Origin of the sequence: Aquipseudomonas guryensis (assembly GCF_014164785.1) — a bacterium.
Taxonomy (GTDB): Bacteria; Pseudomonadota; Gammaproteobacteria; order Pseudomonadales; family Pseudomonadaceae; genus Aquipseudomonas; species Aquipseudomonas guryensis.
On sequence record NZ_JACJFN010000001.1, the window covers coordinates 1,313,681 to 1,331,898 of the forward strand.

The 18,218-nt window shown below is 63.1% G+C and carries 21 protein-coding genes; 8 read left to right on the forward strand and 13 right to left on the reverse strand.

Translation table 11 applies throughout. The features are described from left to right. Positions 1–176 precede the first annotated feature (176 nt). From H3H45_RS05985 to H3H45_RS06000, 4 genes are read right to left on the reverse strand one after another with little or no spacing between them, the layout of a single operon-like run. Positions 177–473 (reverse strand): DUF167 domain-containing protein, encoded by a 297-nt coding sequence (locus H3H45_RS05985; protein ID WP_182832798.1) that lies wholly within the window; start codon positions 471–473, stop codon positions 177–179. Further along, complete coding sequence (locus H3H45_RS05990) at positions 474–1,067, reverse strand: YggT family protein (RefSeq protein WP_182832799.1); 594 nt, start codon at positions 1,065–1,067, stop codon at positions 474–476. A gap of 9 nt (positions 1,068–1,076) precedes the next feature. Beyond that, the gene (gene proC / locus H3H45_RS05995) at positions 1,077–1,895 is read right to left on the reverse strand and encodes a pyrroline-5-carboxylate reductase (protein ID WP_182832800.1); all 819 of its coding nucleotides are present in this window, start codon (positions 1,893–1,895) and stop codon (positions 1,077–1,079) included. An 18-nt stretch (positions 1,896–1,913) separates the two neighbouring features. Further along, positions 1,914–2,606 carry a YggS family pyridoxal phosphate-dependent enzyme gene (locus H3H45_RS06000; protein ID WP_182832801.1) on the reverse strand — a complete coding sequence of 231 codons (693 nt, stop codon included), beginning with the start codon at positions 2,604–2,606 and terminating at the stop codon, positions 1,914–1,916. A gap of 72 nt (positions 2,607–2,678) precedes the next feature. Between H3H45_RS06000 and pilT the strand changes: the two genes are divergently transcribed. Both pilT and H3H45_RS06010 read left to right on the forward strand, forming a co-directional pair. Next, the gene (gene pilT, locus H3H45_RS06005) at positions 2,679–3,713 is read left to right on the forward strand and encodes a type IV pilus twitching motility protein PilT (RefSeq protein ID WP_182832802.1); all 1,035 of its coding nucleotides are present in this window, start codon (positions 2,679–2,681) and stop codon (positions 3,711–3,713) included. 72 nt (positions 3,714–3,785) lie between these two features. Next, positions 3,786–4,931, forward strand: coding sequence for a PilT/PilU family type 4a pilus ATPase (locus H3H45_RS06010; protein WP_182832803.1), 1,146 nt, complete (start codon positions 3,786–3,788; stop codon positions 4,929–4,931). Here the strand turns inward: H3H45_RS06010 and H3H45_RS06015 are convergent. Together H3H45_RS06015 and H3H45_RS06020 are read right to left on the reverse strand one after the other, a co-directional pair. Continuing rightward, positions 4,897–5,772: a TIGR03915 family putative DNA repair protein gene (locus H3H45_RS06015; protein ID WP_182832804.1), complete on the reverse strand. Its 876-nt coding sequence runs from the start codon at positions 5,770–5,772 to the stop codon at positions 4,897–4,899. The genes H3H45_RS06010 and H3H45_RS06015 overlap by 35 nt on opposite strands. After that, positions 5,772–6,983 carry a putative DNA modification/repair radical SAM protein gene (locus tag H3H45_RS06020; RefSeq protein ID WP_182832805.1) on the reverse strand — a complete coding sequence of 404 codons (1,212 nt, stop codon included), beginning with the start codon at positions 6,981–6,983 and terminating at the stop codon, positions 5,772–5,774. The genes H3H45_RS06015 and H3H45_RS06020 overlap by 1 nt, the downstream gene beginning before the upstream one ends. Before the next feature lie 149 nt (positions 6,984–7,132). Here H3H45_RS06020 and H3H45_RS06025 point away from each other — a divergent pair, with 149 nt between their 5' ends. Continuing rightward, a complete protein-coding gene (locus H3H45_RS06025) occupies positions 7,133–7,531 on the forward strand; it encodes an NINE protein (protein ID WP_182832806.1) in 399 nt (132 codons plus the stop codon). A gap of 56 nt (positions 7,532–7,587) precedes the next feature. Here the strand turns inward: H3H45_RS06025 and H3H45_RS06030 are convergent, their stop codons facing one another. From H3H45_RS06030 to gshB, 7 genes are all read right to left on the reverse strand, one after another. Further along, on the reverse strand, positions 7,588–8,859 hold the full coding sequence (locus H3H45_RS06030) for a dihydroorotase (protein ID WP_182832807.1): 1,272 nt from the start codon (positions 8,857–8,859) through the stop codon (positions 7,588–7,590). Continuing rightward, the gene (locus H3H45_RS06035; RefSeq protein ID WP_182832808.1) at positions 8,859–9,860 is read right to left on the reverse strand and encodes an aspartate carbamoyltransferase catalytic subunit; all 1,002 of its coding nucleotides are present in this window, start codon (positions 9,858–9,860) and stop codon (positions 8,859–8,861) included. The genes H3H45_RS06030 and H3H45_RS06035 overlap by 1 nt, the downstream gene beginning before the upstream one ends. Before the next feature lie 9 nt (positions 9,861–9,869). After that, positions 9,870–10,376, reverse strand: coding sequence for a bifunctional pyr operon transcriptional regulator/uracil phosphoribosyltransferase PyrR (gene pyrR / locus H3H45_RS06040; protein WP_182832809.1), 507 nt, complete (start codon positions 10,374–10,376; stop codon positions 9,870–9,872). Between the two features lie 98 nt (positions 10,377–10,474). Then, positions 10,475–10,912, reverse strand: coding sequence for a Holliday junction resolvase RuvX (gene ruvX, locus H3H45_RS06045; protein ID WP_182832810.1), 438 nt, complete (start codon positions 10,910–10,912; stop codon positions 10,475–10,477). Further along, positions 10,909–11,478, reverse strand: coding sequence for a YqgE/AlgH family protein (locus tag H3H45_RS06050; protein ID WP_182832811.1), 570 nt, complete (start codon positions 11,476–11,478; stop codon positions 10,909–10,911). Before H3H45_RS06050 ends, ruvX begins: the two co-directional genes overlap by 4 nt. Before the next feature lie 63 nt (positions 11,479–11,541). Then, complete coding sequence (locus tag H3H45_RS06055) at positions 11,542–12,438, reverse strand: energy transducer TonB (RefSeq protein ID WP_182832812.1); 897 nt, start codon at positions 12,436–12,438, stop codon at positions 11,542–11,544. 87 nt (positions 12,439–12,525) lie between these two features. Beyond that, positions 12,526–13,497, reverse strand: coding sequence for a glutathione synthase (gshB, locus tag H3H45_RS06060; protein ID WP_182832813.1), 972 nt, complete (start codon positions 13,495–13,497; stop codon positions 12,526–12,528). A gap of 242 nt (positions 13,498–13,739) precedes the next feature. Here gshB and pilG point away from each other — a divergent pair, with 242 nt between their 5' ends. The 5 genes from pilG (at position 13,740) to H3H45_RS06085 (ending at position 18,203) form a co-directional block, all read left to right on the forward strand. Then, entirely contained in the window at positions 13,740–14,147 is a 408-nt protein-coding gene (pilG, locus tag H3H45_RS06065) for a twitching motility response regulator PilG (protein WP_160077107.1), read from the forward strand. Between the two features lie 45 nt (positions 14,148–14,192). Next, positions 14,193–14,558, forward strand: a complete 366-nt coding sequence (gene pilH / locus H3H45_RS06070; protein ID WP_068824882.1) for a twitching motility response regulator PilH — start codon at positions 14,193–14,195, stop codon at positions 14,556–14,558. Positions 14,559–14,607: 49 nt separating this feature from the next. Then, positions 14,608–15,144, forward strand: coding sequence for a chemotaxis protein CheW (locus H3H45_RS06075; protein WP_182832814.1), 537 nt, complete (start codon positions 14,608–14,610; stop codon positions 15,142–15,144). 84 nt (positions 15,145–15,228) lie between these two features. Then, on the forward strand, positions 15,229–17,271 hold the full coding sequence (locus H3H45_RS06080; RefSeq protein WP_182832815.1) for a methyl-accepting chemotaxis protein: 2,043 nt from the start codon (positions 15,229–15,231) through the stop codon (positions 17,269–17,271). Positions 17,272–17,339: 68 nt separating this feature from the next. Then, positions 17,340–18,203: a CheR family methyltransferase gene (locus H3H45_RS06085; RefSeq protein ID WP_182833136.1), complete on the forward strand. Its 864-nt coding sequence runs from the start codon at positions 17,340–17,342 to the stop codon at positions 18,201–18,203. Positions 18,204–18,218 lie beyond the last annotated feature (15 nt).

Sequence of the window (18,218 nt, forward strand, 5' to 3'; positions counted from 1 at the left end):
CCGGTAACTCCTCTCGGGTTGCGCATCCTGCGGTGGTCGGGCGGTTCGATAGGGCAATAAAGCGATAAAGAGCTGCTCCGCCACAATGCCTGAGGCTTTGCCGGAGATAGCTGCATTATGCGGAGCGGTTGGGCGCCGTCAATTGTTCAACTGCACAACTTCGGCTTGGTGGTTGCTCAAGGTGACCGAGCGGTCAAGCCGGGCAGCTCTGGCAGGCGCTGCGGGGCGTGAATGCGCACGCGTTTCTGCCGATTCAGTTCACCGCTTTCCAGGCTGACCTGGCTCTTGGCCACGCCGAAGGCCTTGCCGAGAAAGGCTAGTAGTTGGGCATTGGCCTTGCCTTCCACCGGTGGCGCGGTGAGGCGGATTTTCAACCGCTCACCGTGCAGGCCGGCGAATTCGTCCTTGCTGGCCTTGGGCTGCAGATGGCAGTCGAGCAGAAGGTCGTCGCCGTCCCAGCGGAACCAGCCCATTCAGATGAACGGGCTGAGGATGGCCGGCATGCCGCTCATGGCGGCGAGATTGCCGATCACGAAACGATCCAGCAGGTGCAGGGCCATGAAGGCGAAGATCGGCGAGATATCCAGGCCACCCAGGTTCGGGATCAGCTTGCGGAACGGTGCCAGCAGCGGTTCGCAGATTTGGTTGACCAGCTGTGCGCCCGGGTTGTAGCTGCCGGGAGCGACCCAGGAGAGGATCACGCTGATGATCATGGCGAAGAAGAAGATCTTCAGGAATAGCGAGGTCACCGCGATGATTGCCCATACCAGCAGCTGCGGCCCGGCGCTCAGCGGGTTTGCGCCGGCAATCAGGATTACCAGCACCATCAGCAGTAGCTGCACCAGCAGGGCGAGCACCAGAGAGGCCATATCCAGCCCGCCCAGCCCCGGAATGATCCGACGCAGCGGCTTGAGCAGTGGCTGGGTGGCTTTCAGGGCGAACTGGCTGAGCGGGTTGTAGAAGTCGGCGCGCACCAGCTGCAGGATGAAGCGCAGCAGCACGATCAGCAGGTACAGGCCGCCGAGTGTCTGCAGGATATAGATGAGGGCTTCTGCGAATCCGGACATACAGGCTCCTTATTGTCCCAGTTGTTCGGCGAGTTCAGCCGAGCGCGTGGCGGCGGCCTCCAGGGCCTTCTGCACCAGGGCTTCGAAGCCACCGGCCTGGAAGGATTTGATCGCCGCTTCGGTGGTGCCGTTGGGTGAGGTCACCCGACGGCGCAGTTCGGCAGCCTGCACATCGCTTTCACTGGCCATGCGGGCGGCGCCGAGGGCGGTCTGTACGGTCAGTTGTTCGGCGATGGCGCGGGGCAGGCCGAGCTGTTCGCCGGCCGCGGTCATGGCTTCGATCAGCAGGAAGAAATAAGCCGGGCCACTGCCGGATACGGCGGTGACCGCGTCGATCTGCTGTTCCTCGTCGAGCCATAGGGCCAGGCCCACGGCGCTGAGCAGTTGCTCGGCCAGTTGGCGCTGCGCGGCGGAGACCTCGGTGTTGGCGTACAGGCCGCTGGCGCCCTGACGCAGCAGCGCTGGAGTATTCGGCATGCAGCGCACGATCGGCCGCGGGCCCAACCAGTTGGCCAGGCTTGCGCAGCCGATGCCTGCGGCAATGGAGACGATCAACTGGCCGGTCGTCAGGTTCGGTGCCAGGGACTGGCACACGCCCTTGAGCACCTGCGGCTTGGTCGCCAGGACCACCACATCGGCTCCGGCGATGGCTTCGGCATTGCTTTCGAACAGCTCGATGCCGAACTCGGCCGCAACCTTCGCCCGCTGCTCGGCGCCCGGGTCGCTGGCGCGGATATGGCTGGCCGGGGTGCCCTGGGCGAGCAGGCCGCCGATCAGGCTGGCGGCCATGTTGCCGGCGCCGATAAAGGCGATACGTGGGTGATTCATCTGCAAGCTTCCTTCACATCAATTCTGCGTTTGGCCGTAGTCGCGTGCGCCAAACAGGGCGGTACCGATACGTACCCAGGTGGCACCTTCGGCGATGGCGGCTTCGAGGTCATGACTCATGCCCATGGACAGGCTGTCGAGGCCCAGATTCAGGTTGTCGCGCAGCTCGCGAAGGCGGGCAAAGGCACGATGTTGTTCGCCAGCATCATCAGTCGGTTCGGGAATTGTCATCAATCCACGCAATTTCAGTTGCGGCAGTTGTGTAACGGCCTGTGCCAGTGCCGGCAGTTCGTCGGCTGTGCAGCCAGATTTGCTGACCTCGCCGCTGACATTCACCTGCAGGCAGATGTTCAGCGGCGGTAGGTGCGCCGGCCGTTGCGCAGCCAGGCGTTCGGCAATCTTCAGGCGGTCTACCGAATGCACCCAATCGAAATGCTCGGCAATCTGCTTGGTCTTGTTCGATTGAATGGGGCCGATGAAGTGCCAGATCAAGTCCAGATCGGTCAACTCTTGCTGCTTGCCCAAGGCTTCCTGCAGGTAGTTCTCGCCAAAATCCCGGATGCCGGCTGCATACGCCTCGCGCACGGCCTGCGCTGGCTTGGTCTTGCTTACCGCGAGCAGGCCGATAGCTGGCAAATCGCGCTGCGAGGCTTGCGCCGCCTCACGGATACGCGCGCGAACCTTTGCAATATTCTCTGCTATCGTGGACATTACTCGCGCTCTATAGCCCGCCCGTCATGGGTTTGCGGCATTCTACCTGCTTGCATGTGATTGGGGAGTCCCATGGATATTACCGAGCTGTTGGCCTTCAGTGCCAAACAAGGCGCGTCGGACCTGCACCTCTCGGCGGGACTGCCGCCGATGATTCGGGTCGACGGCGACGTACGGCGGATCAACCTGCCGGCACTGGACCACAAACAGGTCCATGCGCTGATCTACGACATCATGAACGACAAGCAGCGCAAGGATTACGAGGAATTCCTCGAGACCGACTTCTCTTTCGAAGTGCCTGGCGTAGCGCGTTTCCGGGTTAACGCCTTCAACCAGAACCGCGGTGCCGGTGCGGTATTCCGGACCATTCCGTCGAAAGTGCTGACCATGGAAGACCTCGGTATGGGCGAGGTGTTCAAGAAGATCACCGACGTCCCGCGCGGGCTGGTACTGGTCACCGGGCCGACCGGCTCGGGCAAGTCGACCACCCTGGCGGCGATGATCGACCACCTCAATAGCAACAAGTACCACCACATCCTGACCATCGAAGACCCGATCGAATTCGTGCACGAGTCCAAGAAGTGCCTGGTCAACCAGCGGGAAGTGCACCGCGACACCCACGGTTTCTCCGAAGCCCTGCGCTCGGCCCTGCGTGAGGACCCGGACATCATCCTGGTTGGCGAGATGCGCGACCTGGAAACCATCCGCCTGGCGCTGACCGCCGCGGAAACCGGCCACCTGGTATTCGGCACCCTGCACACCACCTCGGCGGCCAAGACCATCGACCGCGTGGTCGACGTGTTCCCTGCCGAAGAGAAGTCCATGGTTCGCTCCATGCTCTCCGAATCGCTGCAGTCGGTGATCTCGCAGACCCTGCTGAAGAAAATCGGCGGCGGTCGCGTGGCGGCCCACGAGATCATGATCGGTACCCCGGCGATCCGTAACCTGATCCGCGAGGATAAGGTGGCGCAGATGTATTCGGCGATCCAGACCGGCGGCTCGCTGGGCATGCAGACCCTCGACATGTGCCTCAAGGGGCTGGTGGCCAAGGGTCTGGTCAGCCGCGAGGCGGCCCGCGAAAAAGCCAAGTCACCGGAAAACTTCTAAGCTTCTGGATCATCGGTAACAGGCTGCTGTCGGCCTTCCGGCAACAGAGCACAGGACACACGGGCGAGAAAGATGGAATTCGAAAAGCTGCTGCGTTTGATGGTGGAAAAAGGTGGTTCCGACCTGTTCATTACCGCCGGTGTACCGCCGTCGATGAAGGTCAACGGCAAGATCATGCCGGTGACCAAGAACCCGATGTCGCCGGAACAGACGCGGGAAACCGTGCACTCGGTGATGAACGAGCAGCAGCGCCGCGACTTCGCCGAGAACCACGAATGCAACTTCGCCATCAGCGCCCGTGGCGTCGGCCGTTTCCGTGTCAGCGCTTTCTACCAGCGCAACCTGGCAGGCATGGTGCTGCGCCGCATCGAGACCAACATCCCGACCCTGGATGACCTCAAACTGCCGGAAATTCTCAAGAAGCTGGCCCTGACCAAGCGTGGCCTGGTGCTGTTCGTCGGTGCTACCGGTACCGGTAAGTCCACCTCGCTGGCGGCTATGATCGGCTACCGCAACAAGAACAGCAGCGGCCACATCATCTCCATCGAAGACCCGATCGAATACATCCACCAGCACCAGAGCTGCATCGTCACCCAGCGCGAAGTGGGCATCGATACCGAATCCTTCGAGGTGGCGCTGAAGAACACCCTGCGCCAGGCGCCGGACGTGATCCTGATCGGTGAGGTACGTACCCGCGAAACCATGGACCACGCCGTGGCCTTCGCCGAAACCGGTCACCTGTGCCTGGCCACCCTGCACGCCAACAACGCCAACCAGGCGCTGGATCGGATCATCAACTTCTTCCCGGCCGACCGGCAGAATCAGGTGTGGATGGACTTGTCGCTCAACCTCAAGGCCATCGTCGCCCAGCAACTGGTGCCGACCCCGGACGGCAAGGGCCGCCGCGCGGTGATCGAGGTGCTGATCAACACCCCGCTGGCCGCCGACCTGATTCGCAAGGGCGAAGTGCATGAGCTCAAGGCGCTGATGAAGCGCTCCACCGAGCAGGGCATGCAGACCTTCGACCAGGCCCTGTACAACCTCTACACCCAGGGCGAGATCACCTATGAAGATGCGCTGCTCTACGCTGACTCGGCGAACGACCTGCGCCTGATGATCAAGCTTGGTTCGGAAACCGACGGCGACCATCTGACCAGCATGAGTCAGGGCTTGTCCCTGGAGGTCAGCGAGGAAGATCCGGGGCGGCGCTTCCGCTAAGCACCTCATCGCTGCCTGTCCGGTAGCGAATGCTTTTCCCTGATCGTTGGGCGACTGCCTGGGCCTGGCCATCGCGCTGCGCTCCGGCCCGCGCCTGGCTCATCAGTTGCGGAATCAGTGGCCCTTCCGGCAGGTTTTTCCAGAAGCGTACCGGCATGTTGTTTTCCAGCACGCTGCGATTCAGCCGCGCCGGGTTGAAGGTGCTGCCATAGTAGGCCAGCCATAGCTGCTGGCCTTCATCCCCAGGTGCCTGCGCCAGCTGCTGCCACTCCTGTGGGCAGTGCTGCTGGTGGTGCAAGCGCTGGCCATCCCAATACACCCCGTCTTGCGGCGTAGCGATCAGCCAGCTGTGCTGGCCCATGCGTTCGGCAAAATGGCCGCTGGCGCTGTGCAGAATGTCATGGGCCGGTTCGTGCCAGGCGACGAAATCCGGCCCGTTCTCGACGGCGCAGGGCTGAAAGCGCAGAAAGGCATGCAGGTGATGCGCTTCGCGGCGCACGGCCTTGAGTCGTTTGTGCAGCTCGCTGCCGTCGGCATCGCCCGCCAGCATGGCGCTGCGGTCGCCGTGGCTGACCCGCCAGAGCACCCGGTAGAGCAGACTCCAGCGGTCTGCACAGCGATAGCGGGCGGCACTTTCGAGCAGGTCGAGCAGCTGGCGCGGCACCTTGATGGTGGTTGTCGCCGGGTGCGGCGTTGCGCAGGGCGTGCCGGCCGCGAACAGGTCGGTTTCGCCGTCGTGGCTGTACCAAGTGACCTGGTCGGCGCTCACGCCCTGCTGCAGCAGCTCGCGTGCGGCCTGGCGCCAGCCGGCAAAGCTGCCGTCGAAGCGGGCGCTGTGCATCACCAGAGCGCCATCTGCGCCGGAGTTTCGCTCAACTGCTGGCGCAGCACCTGCGACTCGCTGCCGGCCTGCAGGGGCCGATAGTCGTGGGTGACGATAAAGGGCTTGGCTTTTTCCAGGGCGCAGCGCAGGCGGCTGACGTCCTCGAAGCGGATGCGCTTGTGCCGGCGCAGTGCCACCAGGCGTTTGGCGCTGAGTACGCCGATGCCGGGGACACGGGCGATCAGGCTGGGCTCGGCGCGGTTAAGGTCGACCGGAAAGTGCTCGCGATTGGCCAGCGCCCAGGCCAGCTTGGGGTCGATATCCAGGGCCAGGTTGCCGGGGCCGCTGAGCAGCTCGCCGGCCTGGAAGCCATAACCACGCAGGAGGAAGTCGGCCTGGTACAGACGATGTTCGCGCAGCAGCGGTGGCGCCTCGAAGGGCACGGTCTTGGGGCTGTGCGGGATTGGGCTGAATGCCGAGTAATAGACCCTGCGCAGGCGGTAGGCGCCATACAGCGACTGCGCGGTGTGCAGGATGGTGCTGTCGTCAGTGGCATCGGCACCGACGATCATCTGCGTGCTCTGGCCAGCGGGGGCGAAGCGTGGTGCGCGTTTTTCCGCGCGGGCCTCGCTCTCGCCCTGGTGGATCGAGTGCATGGCCTGTTTGATGGTGCCCACCTGCTTTTCCGGCGCCAGGCGGATCAGGCTGGTTTCGGTGGGCAGTTCGATGTTGACGCTGAGGCGATCAGCATAGCGCCCGGCCTCGGCGATCAGCAGGGGATCGGCATCGGGAATGGTCTTCAGGTGGATGTAGCCGCGGAACTGATGTTCTTCACGCAGCAGTTTGGCGACGCGGATCAACTGCTCCATGGTGTAGTCGGCCGAGCGGATGATCCCCGAGCTGAGAAACAGCCCGCTGATGCAATTGCGCCGGTAGAAGTCCAGGGTCAGGGTCACCACCTCCTCGGGGGTGAAGCGCGCCCGTGGTACATCACTGGAACGGCGGTTGACGCAGTATTGGCAGTCGTACAGGCAGAAGTTGGTCAGCAGGATCTTCAGCAGCGCGACACAACGCCCGTCCGGGGTGAAGCTGTGACAGATACCCATGCCATTGGTGGCGCCGAGTCCACTCTTGCCCTTCGAGCTGCGCTTCGGCGCGCCACTGCTGGCGCAGGAGACGTCGTACTTGGCGGCATCGGCGAGAACGGTGAGCTTGTCGATCAACTGCATGGCACAATCCATTAACTGTTCAAATATACAGTAGTTCGATTGCTCATGATCCGGCAAGGCAGAAGTTGTAACCCAATGAATTTCTCTTGGCAGGGAAACCTTGGGTAGAGTGTGGCGTCAGACAGACTCACATTACGCAGGAGGCAGACATGCAGCGACAGGACACCCACAGCAAGCTGATCGGTTATCTATTGTGGATCTTCGGTTTTCTCGGGGCGCACCGCTTTTACTATGGCAAGCCGGTGACCGGGACCATCTGGTTTCTGACGCTTGGCCTGTTGTTTATCGGCTGGATCATTGACCTGTTCCTGATTCCAGCGATGGACCGCGAAGCCGATCTGCGCTTCAACGCCGGCGATACTGATTACAACGTGGCTTGGATTCTGCTGACCTTCCTCGGCTTCTTCGGCGTGCATCGCATGTATCAGGGCAAGTGGATCAGCGGCATCCTCTACCTGCTGACCTTTGGCTTCCTCGGCCTGGGCGTGTTGTACGACTTCTGGACCCTGAACGACCAGGTGTCGCTGCGCAACGCCCAGCGTGGCTGAATGCTGCTTTCATGAAAAAGCCCGCCAATTGGCGGGCTTTTTCATGGGCGGACGGCTCAGCCTTGGTAGCTGATGCGTCCGTCGACCAGGGTGTAGCGCACCTTGCCCGGCAGGCAGTGACCGATGAACGGACTGTTTCCACCCTTCGAGTACCAGGTTTCACCGGCCAGGGTCTGCGCCTCGGCATCGAACAGCAGCAGGTCGGCGGGGGCGCCCACAGCCAGGCGCCCGGCGGGCAGGCGCAGGGCCTTGGCCGGACCGGCGGTCAGGCGGGCGAGCAGGGTCGGCAGGTCGAGCAGACCGTCCTGCACCAGGGTCAGGGCCAGTGGCAGCAACAGCTCGACGCTGCTAATTCCGGGCTCGGTGGCGCCGAACGGGGCCAGCTTGGCATCCGCTTCGTGGGGCTGGTGGTGGCTGGCGATGGCGCCGATCACACCATTCTTGACTGCCTCGCGCAGGCCGTCGCGGTCACGTGCGGCGCGTAGCGGCGGCTGCACGTGGTAGAGGCTGGAGAAGCCCTGCAGCGCCTCGTCGGTGAGTATCAGCTGGTACATCGCCACATCTGCCGTGACCGGCAGGCCTCGGGCCTGGGCGGCGGCGATCATTTCGGCACCGCGGGCGCTGGTCAGCTGGCTGAAGTGGGCGCGCACGCCGCTCTGCTCGACCAGCAGCAGGTCGCGGGCCAGGGCCACGGTCTCGGCGGTTTCCGGAATGCCGGCCAGGCCGAGGAAGCTGGCGGTGGGGCCCTCGTGGGCCAGACCGCCTTCGGCCAGGTCGGCGTCCTGGGCGTGGAACACCACGGTCAGGTCGAAGGTCGCCGCGTATTCCAGGGCGCGGCGCAGGGTGCGGTTGTTGGCCATCGGCGCCAGGCCGTTGCCGAAGGCCACACAGCCGGCGTCGCGCAGGGCCACCAGCTCGGCCAGCTGTTCGCCGGCGAGACTCTTGCTCAGCGCGCCGATGGGAAAGACCTTGGCGTGGCCGGCCTCCTGAGCGCGGTCGAGAATTAGCTCGGCCACCGCCGAGGTGTCCAGCACCGGTTTGGTCAGCGGCGGGCAGCACAGGCTGGTGACACCGCCGGCGGCGGCAGCCAGGGTTTCGCTGGCGATGCTGCCCTTGCGGCTGTAGCCGGGCTCGCGCAGGGCCACGGACAGGTCGACCAGGCCGGGGCTGGCGATCAGGCCGCTGGCGTCGATAGTCTTGTCGGCGATGAAGCCGGCCGGCGCCTGGTCGATGGCAACGATCTTGCCGCCGTCGAGGTAGAGGTCGCTGACCTGGTCGAGGCCGCTGGCCGGGTCGATCACGCGGGCGCCGAAGATACGGGTGCGCATCAGTTCTGCTCCTCGGCTTGCAGTTGGCGCTGGGCACTCTGCCCGCTCATGGCCATGGACAGCACGGCCATGCGAATGGCGATGCCGTAGGTCACTTGGTTGAGAATCACCGACTGCGGGCCGTCGGCCACCGCCGACTCGATTTCCACGCCGCGGTTGATCGGCCCCGGGTGCATCACCAGGGCATCCGGCTTGGCCAGCTTGAGGCGCTGCTCGGTGAGACCGAACAGCTTGTAGAACTCGCCTTCGCTGGGCAGCAGGCCGCCCTGCATGCGCTCACGCTGCAGGCGCAGCATGATCACCACGTCGACATCCTTGAGGCCGCTGGCGAGGTCGCTGTAGACCTTCACCCCGTACTGTTCGATGCCGATTGGCAGCAGGGTCTTCGGCCCGATCACGCGGATATCCGGGCAACCCAGGGTCTTCAGCGCGAGCATGTTGGAGCGCGCCACCCGCGAGTGCAGGATGTCGCCGACTATGGCGACGGACAGGTTCTCGAAGCCGCCTTTGTGCCGGCGGATTGTCAGCATGTCGAGCATGCCCTGGGTCGGGTGCGCGTGGCGGCCGTCGCCACCATTGATGATCGCCAGGTTCGGGCAGACGTGCTCGGCGATGAAGTGTGCGGCGCCGGAGTCGGCATGGCGCACGACGAAGATGTCGGCGGCCATGGCTTCCAGGTTGCGCAGGGTGTCGAACAGGGTTTCGCCCTTGCTGGTCGAGCTGGTCGACACGTTGAGGCTGATGACGTCGGCGGACAGGCGCTGGGCGGCCAGCTCAAAAGTGGTGCGGGTGCGTGTGGAGTTCTCGAAGAACACGTTGCACACGGTCTTGCCACGCAACAGCGGGACTTTCTTCACCGCGCGGGCACCGACTTCGAGGAAGGAGTCGGCGGTGTCGAGGATTTCCGTCAGCAGCTCGCGGGGCAGGCCGTCGAGCGAGAGGAAGTGGCGCAGCTGGCCCTGGTCGTTGAGCTGCAGCGAGCGCTTGGCGTCGATAGGCATGGAGGATTCCTAGGCGGAAAGGCTTTGCAGCTCGAGGGCGAGCGGCGCGGGGCCGAGCAATTTTACCCGCTCGTTGGCCGCCAGGGCGAGCGTTGCGCCGAGCACGTCGGCATGGATCGGTAGCTCGCGGGCATTCAGGTCGAGCAGGCTGACCAGGGTCACGCTGGCCGGACGGCCGTAGTCGAACAGCTCGTTGAGCGCGGCGCGGATGGTGCGGCCGCTCATCAGTACGTCGTCGATCAGTACCAGATGCTGGTCTTCGATATCGAACGGCAGCGCGGACGGGCGTACCTGCGGGTGCAGGCCGCTGCGGGTAAAGTCATCGCGGTAGAAGGACACGTCGAGGGTGCCGAGCGGTTGATCCACGCCCAGTTCGGCCAACAGGGCTTCGGCGACCCACACGCCGCCGGTGCGGATGCCGATGAAGTGGGCCTGCTCGATGCCGCGCTCGGCCAACAGCTGTTTCAGCTCGGCGGCCATGCGCGGCAACAGGTCGGCGGGGTTGGGCAGGGTCATGGGCGATCCTCATGCAAATGAAAGCTGTTGGCACAACATAGCCGAGCGCGCGGCGTTTACTGCGCCAAATGCGCGCGAAGCCGTTTAAATGCAGGGTGTCACGGGTGCTCGGCCAGCCAGCCTTCCAGCAACAGAGCGGCGGCCAGGGCGTCGACCGGGTTGTCCCGGTAGCTGCCGCCACGCTGGCCTTGGGCCATGCGTTCGCCCTTTGCCTCGTAGGTGGTCAGGCGTTCGTCGTGGGTATGGACCGGTAGGTTGAAACGGCCGTTGAGGCGACGGGCGAACTTTTCCGCGCGCTCGCTCATCTCGCTCGGGCTGCCGTCCATGTTCAGCGGCAGGCCGACGACTATGGCGTCCGGCTGCCACTCCTTGATCAACGCTTCGACTTTCTGCCAGTCGGGGACGCCGTTCTGCGCCTTGAGCACGCATAGCTCACGGGCCTGGCCGGTGATCACCTGGCCGACGGCGACGCCGATCTGCTTGCTGCCGTAATCGAAACCGAGCAGCAGGCGCAGGGGTTTGTCCGGATTGCTCATGCGTGACCGGCCTGGGCGCTGAGCAGGCTCAGGTTGACCCCGAGGCGGGCGGCAGCGGCGGCCAGGCGCTGGTCGAAAGGCAGGTCGAAGAGGATGTCGGCAGCGGCCGGGCAGGTCAGCCAGGCATTGTCGACCAGCTCGGCTTCGAGCTGGCCGGCTTCCCAGCCGGCGTAGCCGAGGGTGATCAGGTGCTGCTGCGGGCCGCTGCCATCGGCGATGGCGAACAGCACATCCTGCGAGGTCGATAGCGCCAGCTCGCCCAGCTCCAGGGTGGCCTGGAAGGTCTGCCCGCTTGGGTGCAGGACAAAGCCGCGGTCGGTCTGCACCGGGCCGCCGGCGAAAATCGGCAGGCTCTGGCAGATGGCAGGCGGGGTTGCTTCGGGGCGCAGCTGCTCGAGTACGTCGGCCAGGCTGAGGTCATTCGGCCGGTTGATCACCAGGCCCATGGCGCCCTGTTCGTTGTGTTCGACCAGGTAGGTGACTGTCTGCGCGAAGTTCGGATCGGCCATGTGCGGCATGGCGATCAGGAAGTGGTGCTTGAGGTAGCTGGGCGCGGAATTCTTCATGGGCCTAGTTTCAAGCTTCGCGCCGCTGGCTTCAAGTCTGCTGCGCTCTCAGGCTGTAGTGGCTCAGTTGCTCGACAGGCGGTCACCGCGCTCGAAGCGCCAGGTGCGAATGATCTCCAGGCGGTCGAACTCGGCCATGTCGCCGGTGAACGGCGCATAGGGGGCGGCCAGGCGCACGATGCGCAGTGCGGCTTGATCCAGTAGGGGCTGGCCGGAGGGTTCGAGTACCTGCACTTCATACAGGGTGCCGTCGCGGTTGATCGACACCAGCAGGCGCAGGCTGCCGTAGATCCGCTGGCGGCGGGCCTCTTCCGGGTAGTTGAGGTTGCCGACCCGTTCGACCTTCTTGCGCCACTCGTCCTTGTACCAGGCCCCCTTGTCGCGCATGGTCGAGGCGGCATTCAGGCGATGGATCTTCGGGCGTTTGGCGTATTGCTGGATGTCCTGGGCCAATTCGGCTTCCAGGCTGGCGATCTCGGCGGACAGTTGCGAGCTGTCGAACACTGGGGCCGGGCGGGCGTCAGGCTCGGGCTGGGTGCGCTCGGTCTTGCTCGGGGTCTTCTGTTGCTGCGGGCTGCGAGTGGCGACGGCGGCCTTGGGCGCGGCTTCCTGGCGTTGCGCCTGTGGCGGTGCGCTGGGCGGGGTGACGCGCTTGACCTGGGTGTCCTGGAAGACAGCCTGTTCGGTGGTTTTCGGCGCGGCCTTGTGCTCCAGGGTGCCGCTGCCCTGCTGGTTGTTCTGCGCCAGGTAATCGGCGTCCTTGGGTTTCTCTTCGCTCTTGAAGGTGGACAGGGTGATTTCCAGGCTCTTGCTCAGCGTGCCGGGCTTGGCCAGGGTGAAGCTGACGCCGAGGATCACCGCCAGGTGCAGGATGGTCGCGATGAGCAGGGTAAAGCCCAGGCGGTCCGCGGGGCGGACGCCGGTGCTGGGCAATTGGGGCGGGAGCGTGGCAGCGTTCATCGACTTTCGGCGGGCAGCGGATTGCCGCGCAGTCTGCCGACTTCGCGCTTCACGCTGCAAGTCTTGCATCCAAAGCTGTTAGCTGGATCAAGCTTGTGGCTTGAGCTTGGCAGCTTGCAGTTTGTTTTCGATGGCCTCCATCAGGCGCTCGCCGATGCGGGTGTCAAAGGCCTTGTCGATCTCGCGGATGCAGGTCGGGCTGGTCACGTTGATCTCGGTGAGGTGTTCGCCGATCACGTCCAGGCCGACGAACAGCAGGCCCTTCTCACGCAGCACCGGGCCCACCTGGGCGGCGATCCAGCGGTCGCGTTCGGTCAGCGGACGGGCTTCGCCGGTGCCGCCGGCAGCCAGGTTGCCACGGGTCTCGCCCTGCGCCGGGATACGCGCCAGGCAATAGGGGATTGGCTCGCCGTCGATCATCAGGATGCGCTTGTCGCCATCCTTGATCCCAGGCAGGTAACCCTGCGCCATGCACTGTTGGGTGCCGTGGGCGGTGAGGGTTTCCAGGATGACCGAAAGGTTGGGGTCACCGGCGCGGTGGCGAAAGATCGAGGCGCCGCCCATGCCATCCAGGGGTTTGAGAATGATGTCACGCTGCGCTTCGGCAAACTCGCGCAGAATGTCCGACCTGCGGCTGACCAGGGTCGGCGGCATGCAGTGGGGGAACTGGGTGGCGAACAGCTTTTCGTTGCAGTCACGCAGGCTCTGCGGGCGATTGACGATCAGCACGCCGGCGCGTTCGGCTTGTTCCAGCAGGTAAGTGGAATAGACGAATTCGTTGTCGAAGGGGGGATCCTTGCGCATCAGGATCACGTCCAGATCGCGTAGCGGGCTATCCTGCTCGGCATCCAGCTCGAACCATTTTTGTGGATTGTCGAAGACGCGCAGCGGGGACATTCGACCGCGGGCTTCGCCAGCGTTCTGATAGAGATCTTTCTGCTCCATGTAGAACAGCGACCAGCCGCGGGCCTGGGCGGCCAGAAGCATGGCCAGCGAGCTGTCCTTCTTGAAGCTGATCTGGTCGATAGGATCCATGACGATCCCCAGGCGCACGCTCATCGGGGCAAACCTCCACAAATTAATCCGGCAAATAGGCCAGGGCGGCCATACTGCGATGCGCAAGGGTGGCGCTGGTGGCCCTGCCGGTCAAGGGAAACCCCGTAAAGACGGGGCTTATAGATTGCATCTGGAGAGTGTGCTAAAAAGGCCCGACGATTGGGTCGCAGCCCGTCGGTGGCAGGGCCTCAGGCACACTGTATAACGCAAGAATAATGACTCACCGAGGCGATGGTAGGGCAGACATGGAACAGCATTCCGAGGGTTTGAAGGTCATGGTGATCGACGATTCGAAGACGATTCGTCGCACCGCTGAAACTCTACTGAAAAAAGTCGGATGCGAAGTCATCACGGCTGTTGATGGCTTTGATGCGCTGGCCAAGATCGCCGATACTCACCCGAGCATCATTTTCGTCGACATTATGATGCCGCGGCTCGATGGCTATCAGACCTGCGCCCTGATCAAGAACAACAGTGCTTTCAAATCCACCCCGGTGATCATGCTGTCCTCCAAGGACGGTCTGTTCGACAAGGCCAAGGGCCGAATCGTTGGCTCCGACCAGTACCTGACCAAGCCCTTCAGCAAGGAAGAGCTGCTCGGTGCCATCAAGACGCATGTCCCCGACTTCGTTCCGGTGGAGCAAGCCTCCTGATTTCCGGCCACAAGCCGGTGAAGCCTATTCCGTATGGGGAACTCCATGGCTCGTATTTTGATTGTTGATGACTCTCCGACTGAAATGTACAAACTGACTGCCATGCTGGAAAAGCATGGTCATCAGGTACTCAAGGCGGAAAACGGTGCCGATGGCGTTGCCTTGGCCCGTCAGGAAAAACCCGATGCCGTGCTGATGGACATCGTCATGCCGGGGCTCAATGGCTTCCAGGCCACTCGTCAGCTGACCAAGGATGCGGATACCAGCCACATCCCGGTGATCATCGTGACCACCAAGGATCAGGAGACCGACAAGGTCTGGGGTAAGCGCCAGGGTGCGCGTGACTACCTGACCAAGCCGGTGGACGAAGACACGCTGATGAAAACTCTGAATGCGGTACTGGCCGGCTGAGGCCGTGACAGTGCGTAGCGCCCAATAACAAGAAAAGGCCAAGGCCGGCATGTCGGACGCACAATCCCCCTTCCAGCTCCTCGTGCAAATCGATCAGCGTTGTCGGTTGCTGGCGGCTGGCTTGCCGTCCCAGCAGCAGGCAGTGCAGACCTGGAGCGGCATTGGTTTTCGCATGGGCGAGCGCTACTTCGTGGCGCCCATGGGCGAAATCGGTGAAGTCCTGCATGAGCCGCGGCACACTTTGTTGCCGGGCGTGAAGCATTGGGTCAAAGGCGTTGCCAACGTACGTGGCCGGTTGTTGCCGGTCATGGATCTGTGCGGTTTCTTTGGTTCCGAACTGTCGCCGCTGCGCAAGCAGCGGCGTGTCCTGGTGGTAGACCACCAGGAAGTGTTCGCCGGGCTGACAGTCGACGAAGTGTTCGGCATGCAGCACTTTCCGGTGGATACCTTCTCCGAGCAGTTGCCACCGCTCGAAGCGGTGATTCAGCCTTTTATCCACGGCGTCTTCCAGCGCGAACAGCCCTGGTTGGTGTTTAGCCCGCATGCGCTGGCTCAGCACCACGATTTCCTCGACGTGGCGATCTAAAGTTTTTCGGTTGGGTCGGCATTTGCCGGCCTTTTGGCGTTACATGGGAACCGTAGTGCGGTCGGTCCAGGCGGGGGCCAGATAATGAAAAAAATCAATGCAGGCAATCTTTTGGCAGGTGTGCGCAGTAACACGCTGATCGCCGGACTGTTCATCGTCCTGATCATTTCCATCGTGTTGTTGTTCGCCAACTTCGCCTATCTCAACACCCAGTCGAACTACGACAAGGAATACATCAGCCACGCCGGTGAGCTGCGTGTTCTGTCCCAGCGTATTGCGAAGAACGCCACCGAAGCGGCAACCGGCAAGGCCGAAGCCTTCCCGCTGCTGAAAGAGGCGCGCAACGGCTTCCAGGAACGCTGGAGCTTCCTCACCGAGGGTAGCGAAGCGACTGGCCTGCCTCCCGCTCCGGCCTCGATGCAGGCGGATATGGATGCGGTACAGAAAGACTGGGACAGCCTGCGCAAGAACGCCGACGCCATTCTGGCTAGCGAACAGACCGTACTCTCGCTGCACCAGGTAGCCGCGACCCTGGCGGAAACCATTCCGCAGCTGCAGGTCGAGTACGAAGAAGTTGTCGACATCCTGCTGCAGAGCGGTGCGCCGGCAGCCCAGGTGTCTGTGGCCCAGCGTCAGTCGCTGCTCGCCGAACGTATCCTCGGTTCGGTTAACAAGGTGCTGGCCGGTGACGATGACTCGGTGCAGGCCGCCGACATGTTCGGTCGTGACGCCAGCCTGTTCGGTCGCGTACTCAAGGCGATGACCGAAGGCAACGCCGCCATGGAAATCTCCCAGGTCACCGACCCGGATGCTCTCGAGCGTCTGGCCGAGATTTCCGAGCTGTTCCAGTTCGTTTCCGGTTCGGTGGACGAGATTCTGGAAACTTCGCCGGAACTGTTCCAGGTCCGTGAATCCGCCAGCACCATCTTCAGCGAATCTCAGACCCTGCTGGATAAAGCTTCCGGCCTGACCAGCGGTTTCGAGAACCTGGCCAGCGGACGTTACTTCAACACCCTGGCCGGTTATGTGCTGGGCGCTCTGGCATTGGCCTCGATCATCCTGATCGGCCTGGTGATGGTGCGTGAAACCAACCGCCGCCTGGCTTCGACCGCCGAGAAGAACGAACGTAACCAGTCCGCCATTCTGCGTCTGCTCGACGAAATCGCCGACCTCGCCGACGGTGACCTGACGGTAGCGGCAACGGTAACCGAGGACTTCACCGGTGCCATCGCTGACTCCATCAACTACTCGATCGACCAGCTGCGTGATCTGGTAGTGACGATCAACTCGACTGCTGTTCAGGTGGCCGCCGCCGCCCAGGAAACCCAGGCCACGGCAATGCACCTGGCCGAGGCTTCCGAACACCAGGCCCAGGAGATCGCCGGTGCTTCCGCGGCGATCAACGAAATGGCCGTGTCGATTGACCAGGTATCGGCGAACGCCTCGGAATCCTCCGCGGTAGCGGAACGTTCCGTAGCCATCGCCAACAAGGGCAACGAAGTCGTACACAACACCATCACCGGCATGGATAACATCCGTGAGCAGATCCAGGACACCTCGAAGCGGATCAAGCGCCTCGGTGAATCGTCCCAGGAGATCGGTGACATCGTTAGCCTGATTAACGACATTGCTGACCAGACCAACATCCTCGCCCTGAACGCCGCGATCCAGGCCTCCATGGCCGGTGACGCGGGTCGCGGCTTCGCCGTGGTAGCGGACGAAGTACAGCGCCTTGCAGAACGCTCCTCGGCGGCGACCAAGCAGATCGAGGCGCTGGTTAAAACGATTCAGACCGACACCAACGAAGCCGTTATCTCCATGGAGCAGACGACTTCCGAAGTGGTACGCGGTGCCCGTCTGGCGCAGGACGCCGGGGTGGCCCTGGAAGAGATCGAGAAGGTATCCAAGACCCTCGCAGCCCTGATCCAGAACATCTCCAACGCCGCTCGTCAGCAGGCTTCTTCGGCCGGTCATATCTCCAACACCATGAACGTGATCCAGGAGATCACCTCGCAGACCTCCGCCGGTACCACTGCCACCGCCAAGAGCATTGGTAACCTGGCCAAGATGGCCAGCGAGATGCGCAAGTCGGTGTCCGGCTTCACCCTGCCGGACGGTCAGGTCTGATCATCGGAGGCGCAGCGGCCTGAGAAGGTCGCTGCCCAGGGTTCCCGGCCATGAGCGAGGGGCACGGCATGCAGCCAAGCGGCGTCTGGGCCTTGAAACCCCTGGCCGATATGTCACAGGCGGAGTTTCGTGACTGGCAGGCCCTGCTCGAAGAGCGCACGGGTGTGGTGATCAACGAACAGCGGCGGGCATTTCTGCAGACCAACCTGAGCGCACGCATGCGTGAGCTGGAGGTTGCCGACTACGCCAGTTACTTCCGCATGGTCACCGATGGCCCGCGGGGTGCGGTGGAGTGGTCGACCCTGCTGGATCGTCTGACCGTGCAGGAGACGCGCTTCTTCAGGCACCGCCCCTCCTTCGATGTACTCGACAGTTATTTGCGCGGCCGTTTGGCCACTGATCAACAGCAACAGCCCTGGGCACTCTGGAGCGTAGGTTGTTCGAGTGGCGAAGAGCCTTACTCGATGGCCATCTGCGCAGCAGAAGTGCTGCGTGAAACCGAGAGTGCGCAGCAGTTCGGCGTGACTGGCACGGATATCAGCCTGAATGCGCTGAGCAAGGCTCGCGAAGCGCTGTACGGCGCGCGCAAGCTGGAACAAATGGATGCAGACCTCTGTGAGCGCTACTTCGCCACCGAGGTTGATGGACGTTTCAAGGTAGTGCCGGATCTGGCGGCACGTATCTGTTTCGCCAGATTGAATGTGCTGGAACTGGGCAAGGCGCCCCTGACCGGCATGGACGTTATCTTCTGTCAGAACATGCTGATCTATTTCCGCCGCTGGCGGCGCCGCGAAATCCTCAACCGCCTGGCCGAACGCCTGGCGCCGGGGGGCTTGCTGGTTGTCGGGGTGGGGGAAGTGGTTGGTTGGCAACATCCGGATCTGGTGCCGGTGGCCGACGAGCGTGTGCTGGCGTTTACCCGCAAGGGCTAAGACAAGAATATGAGT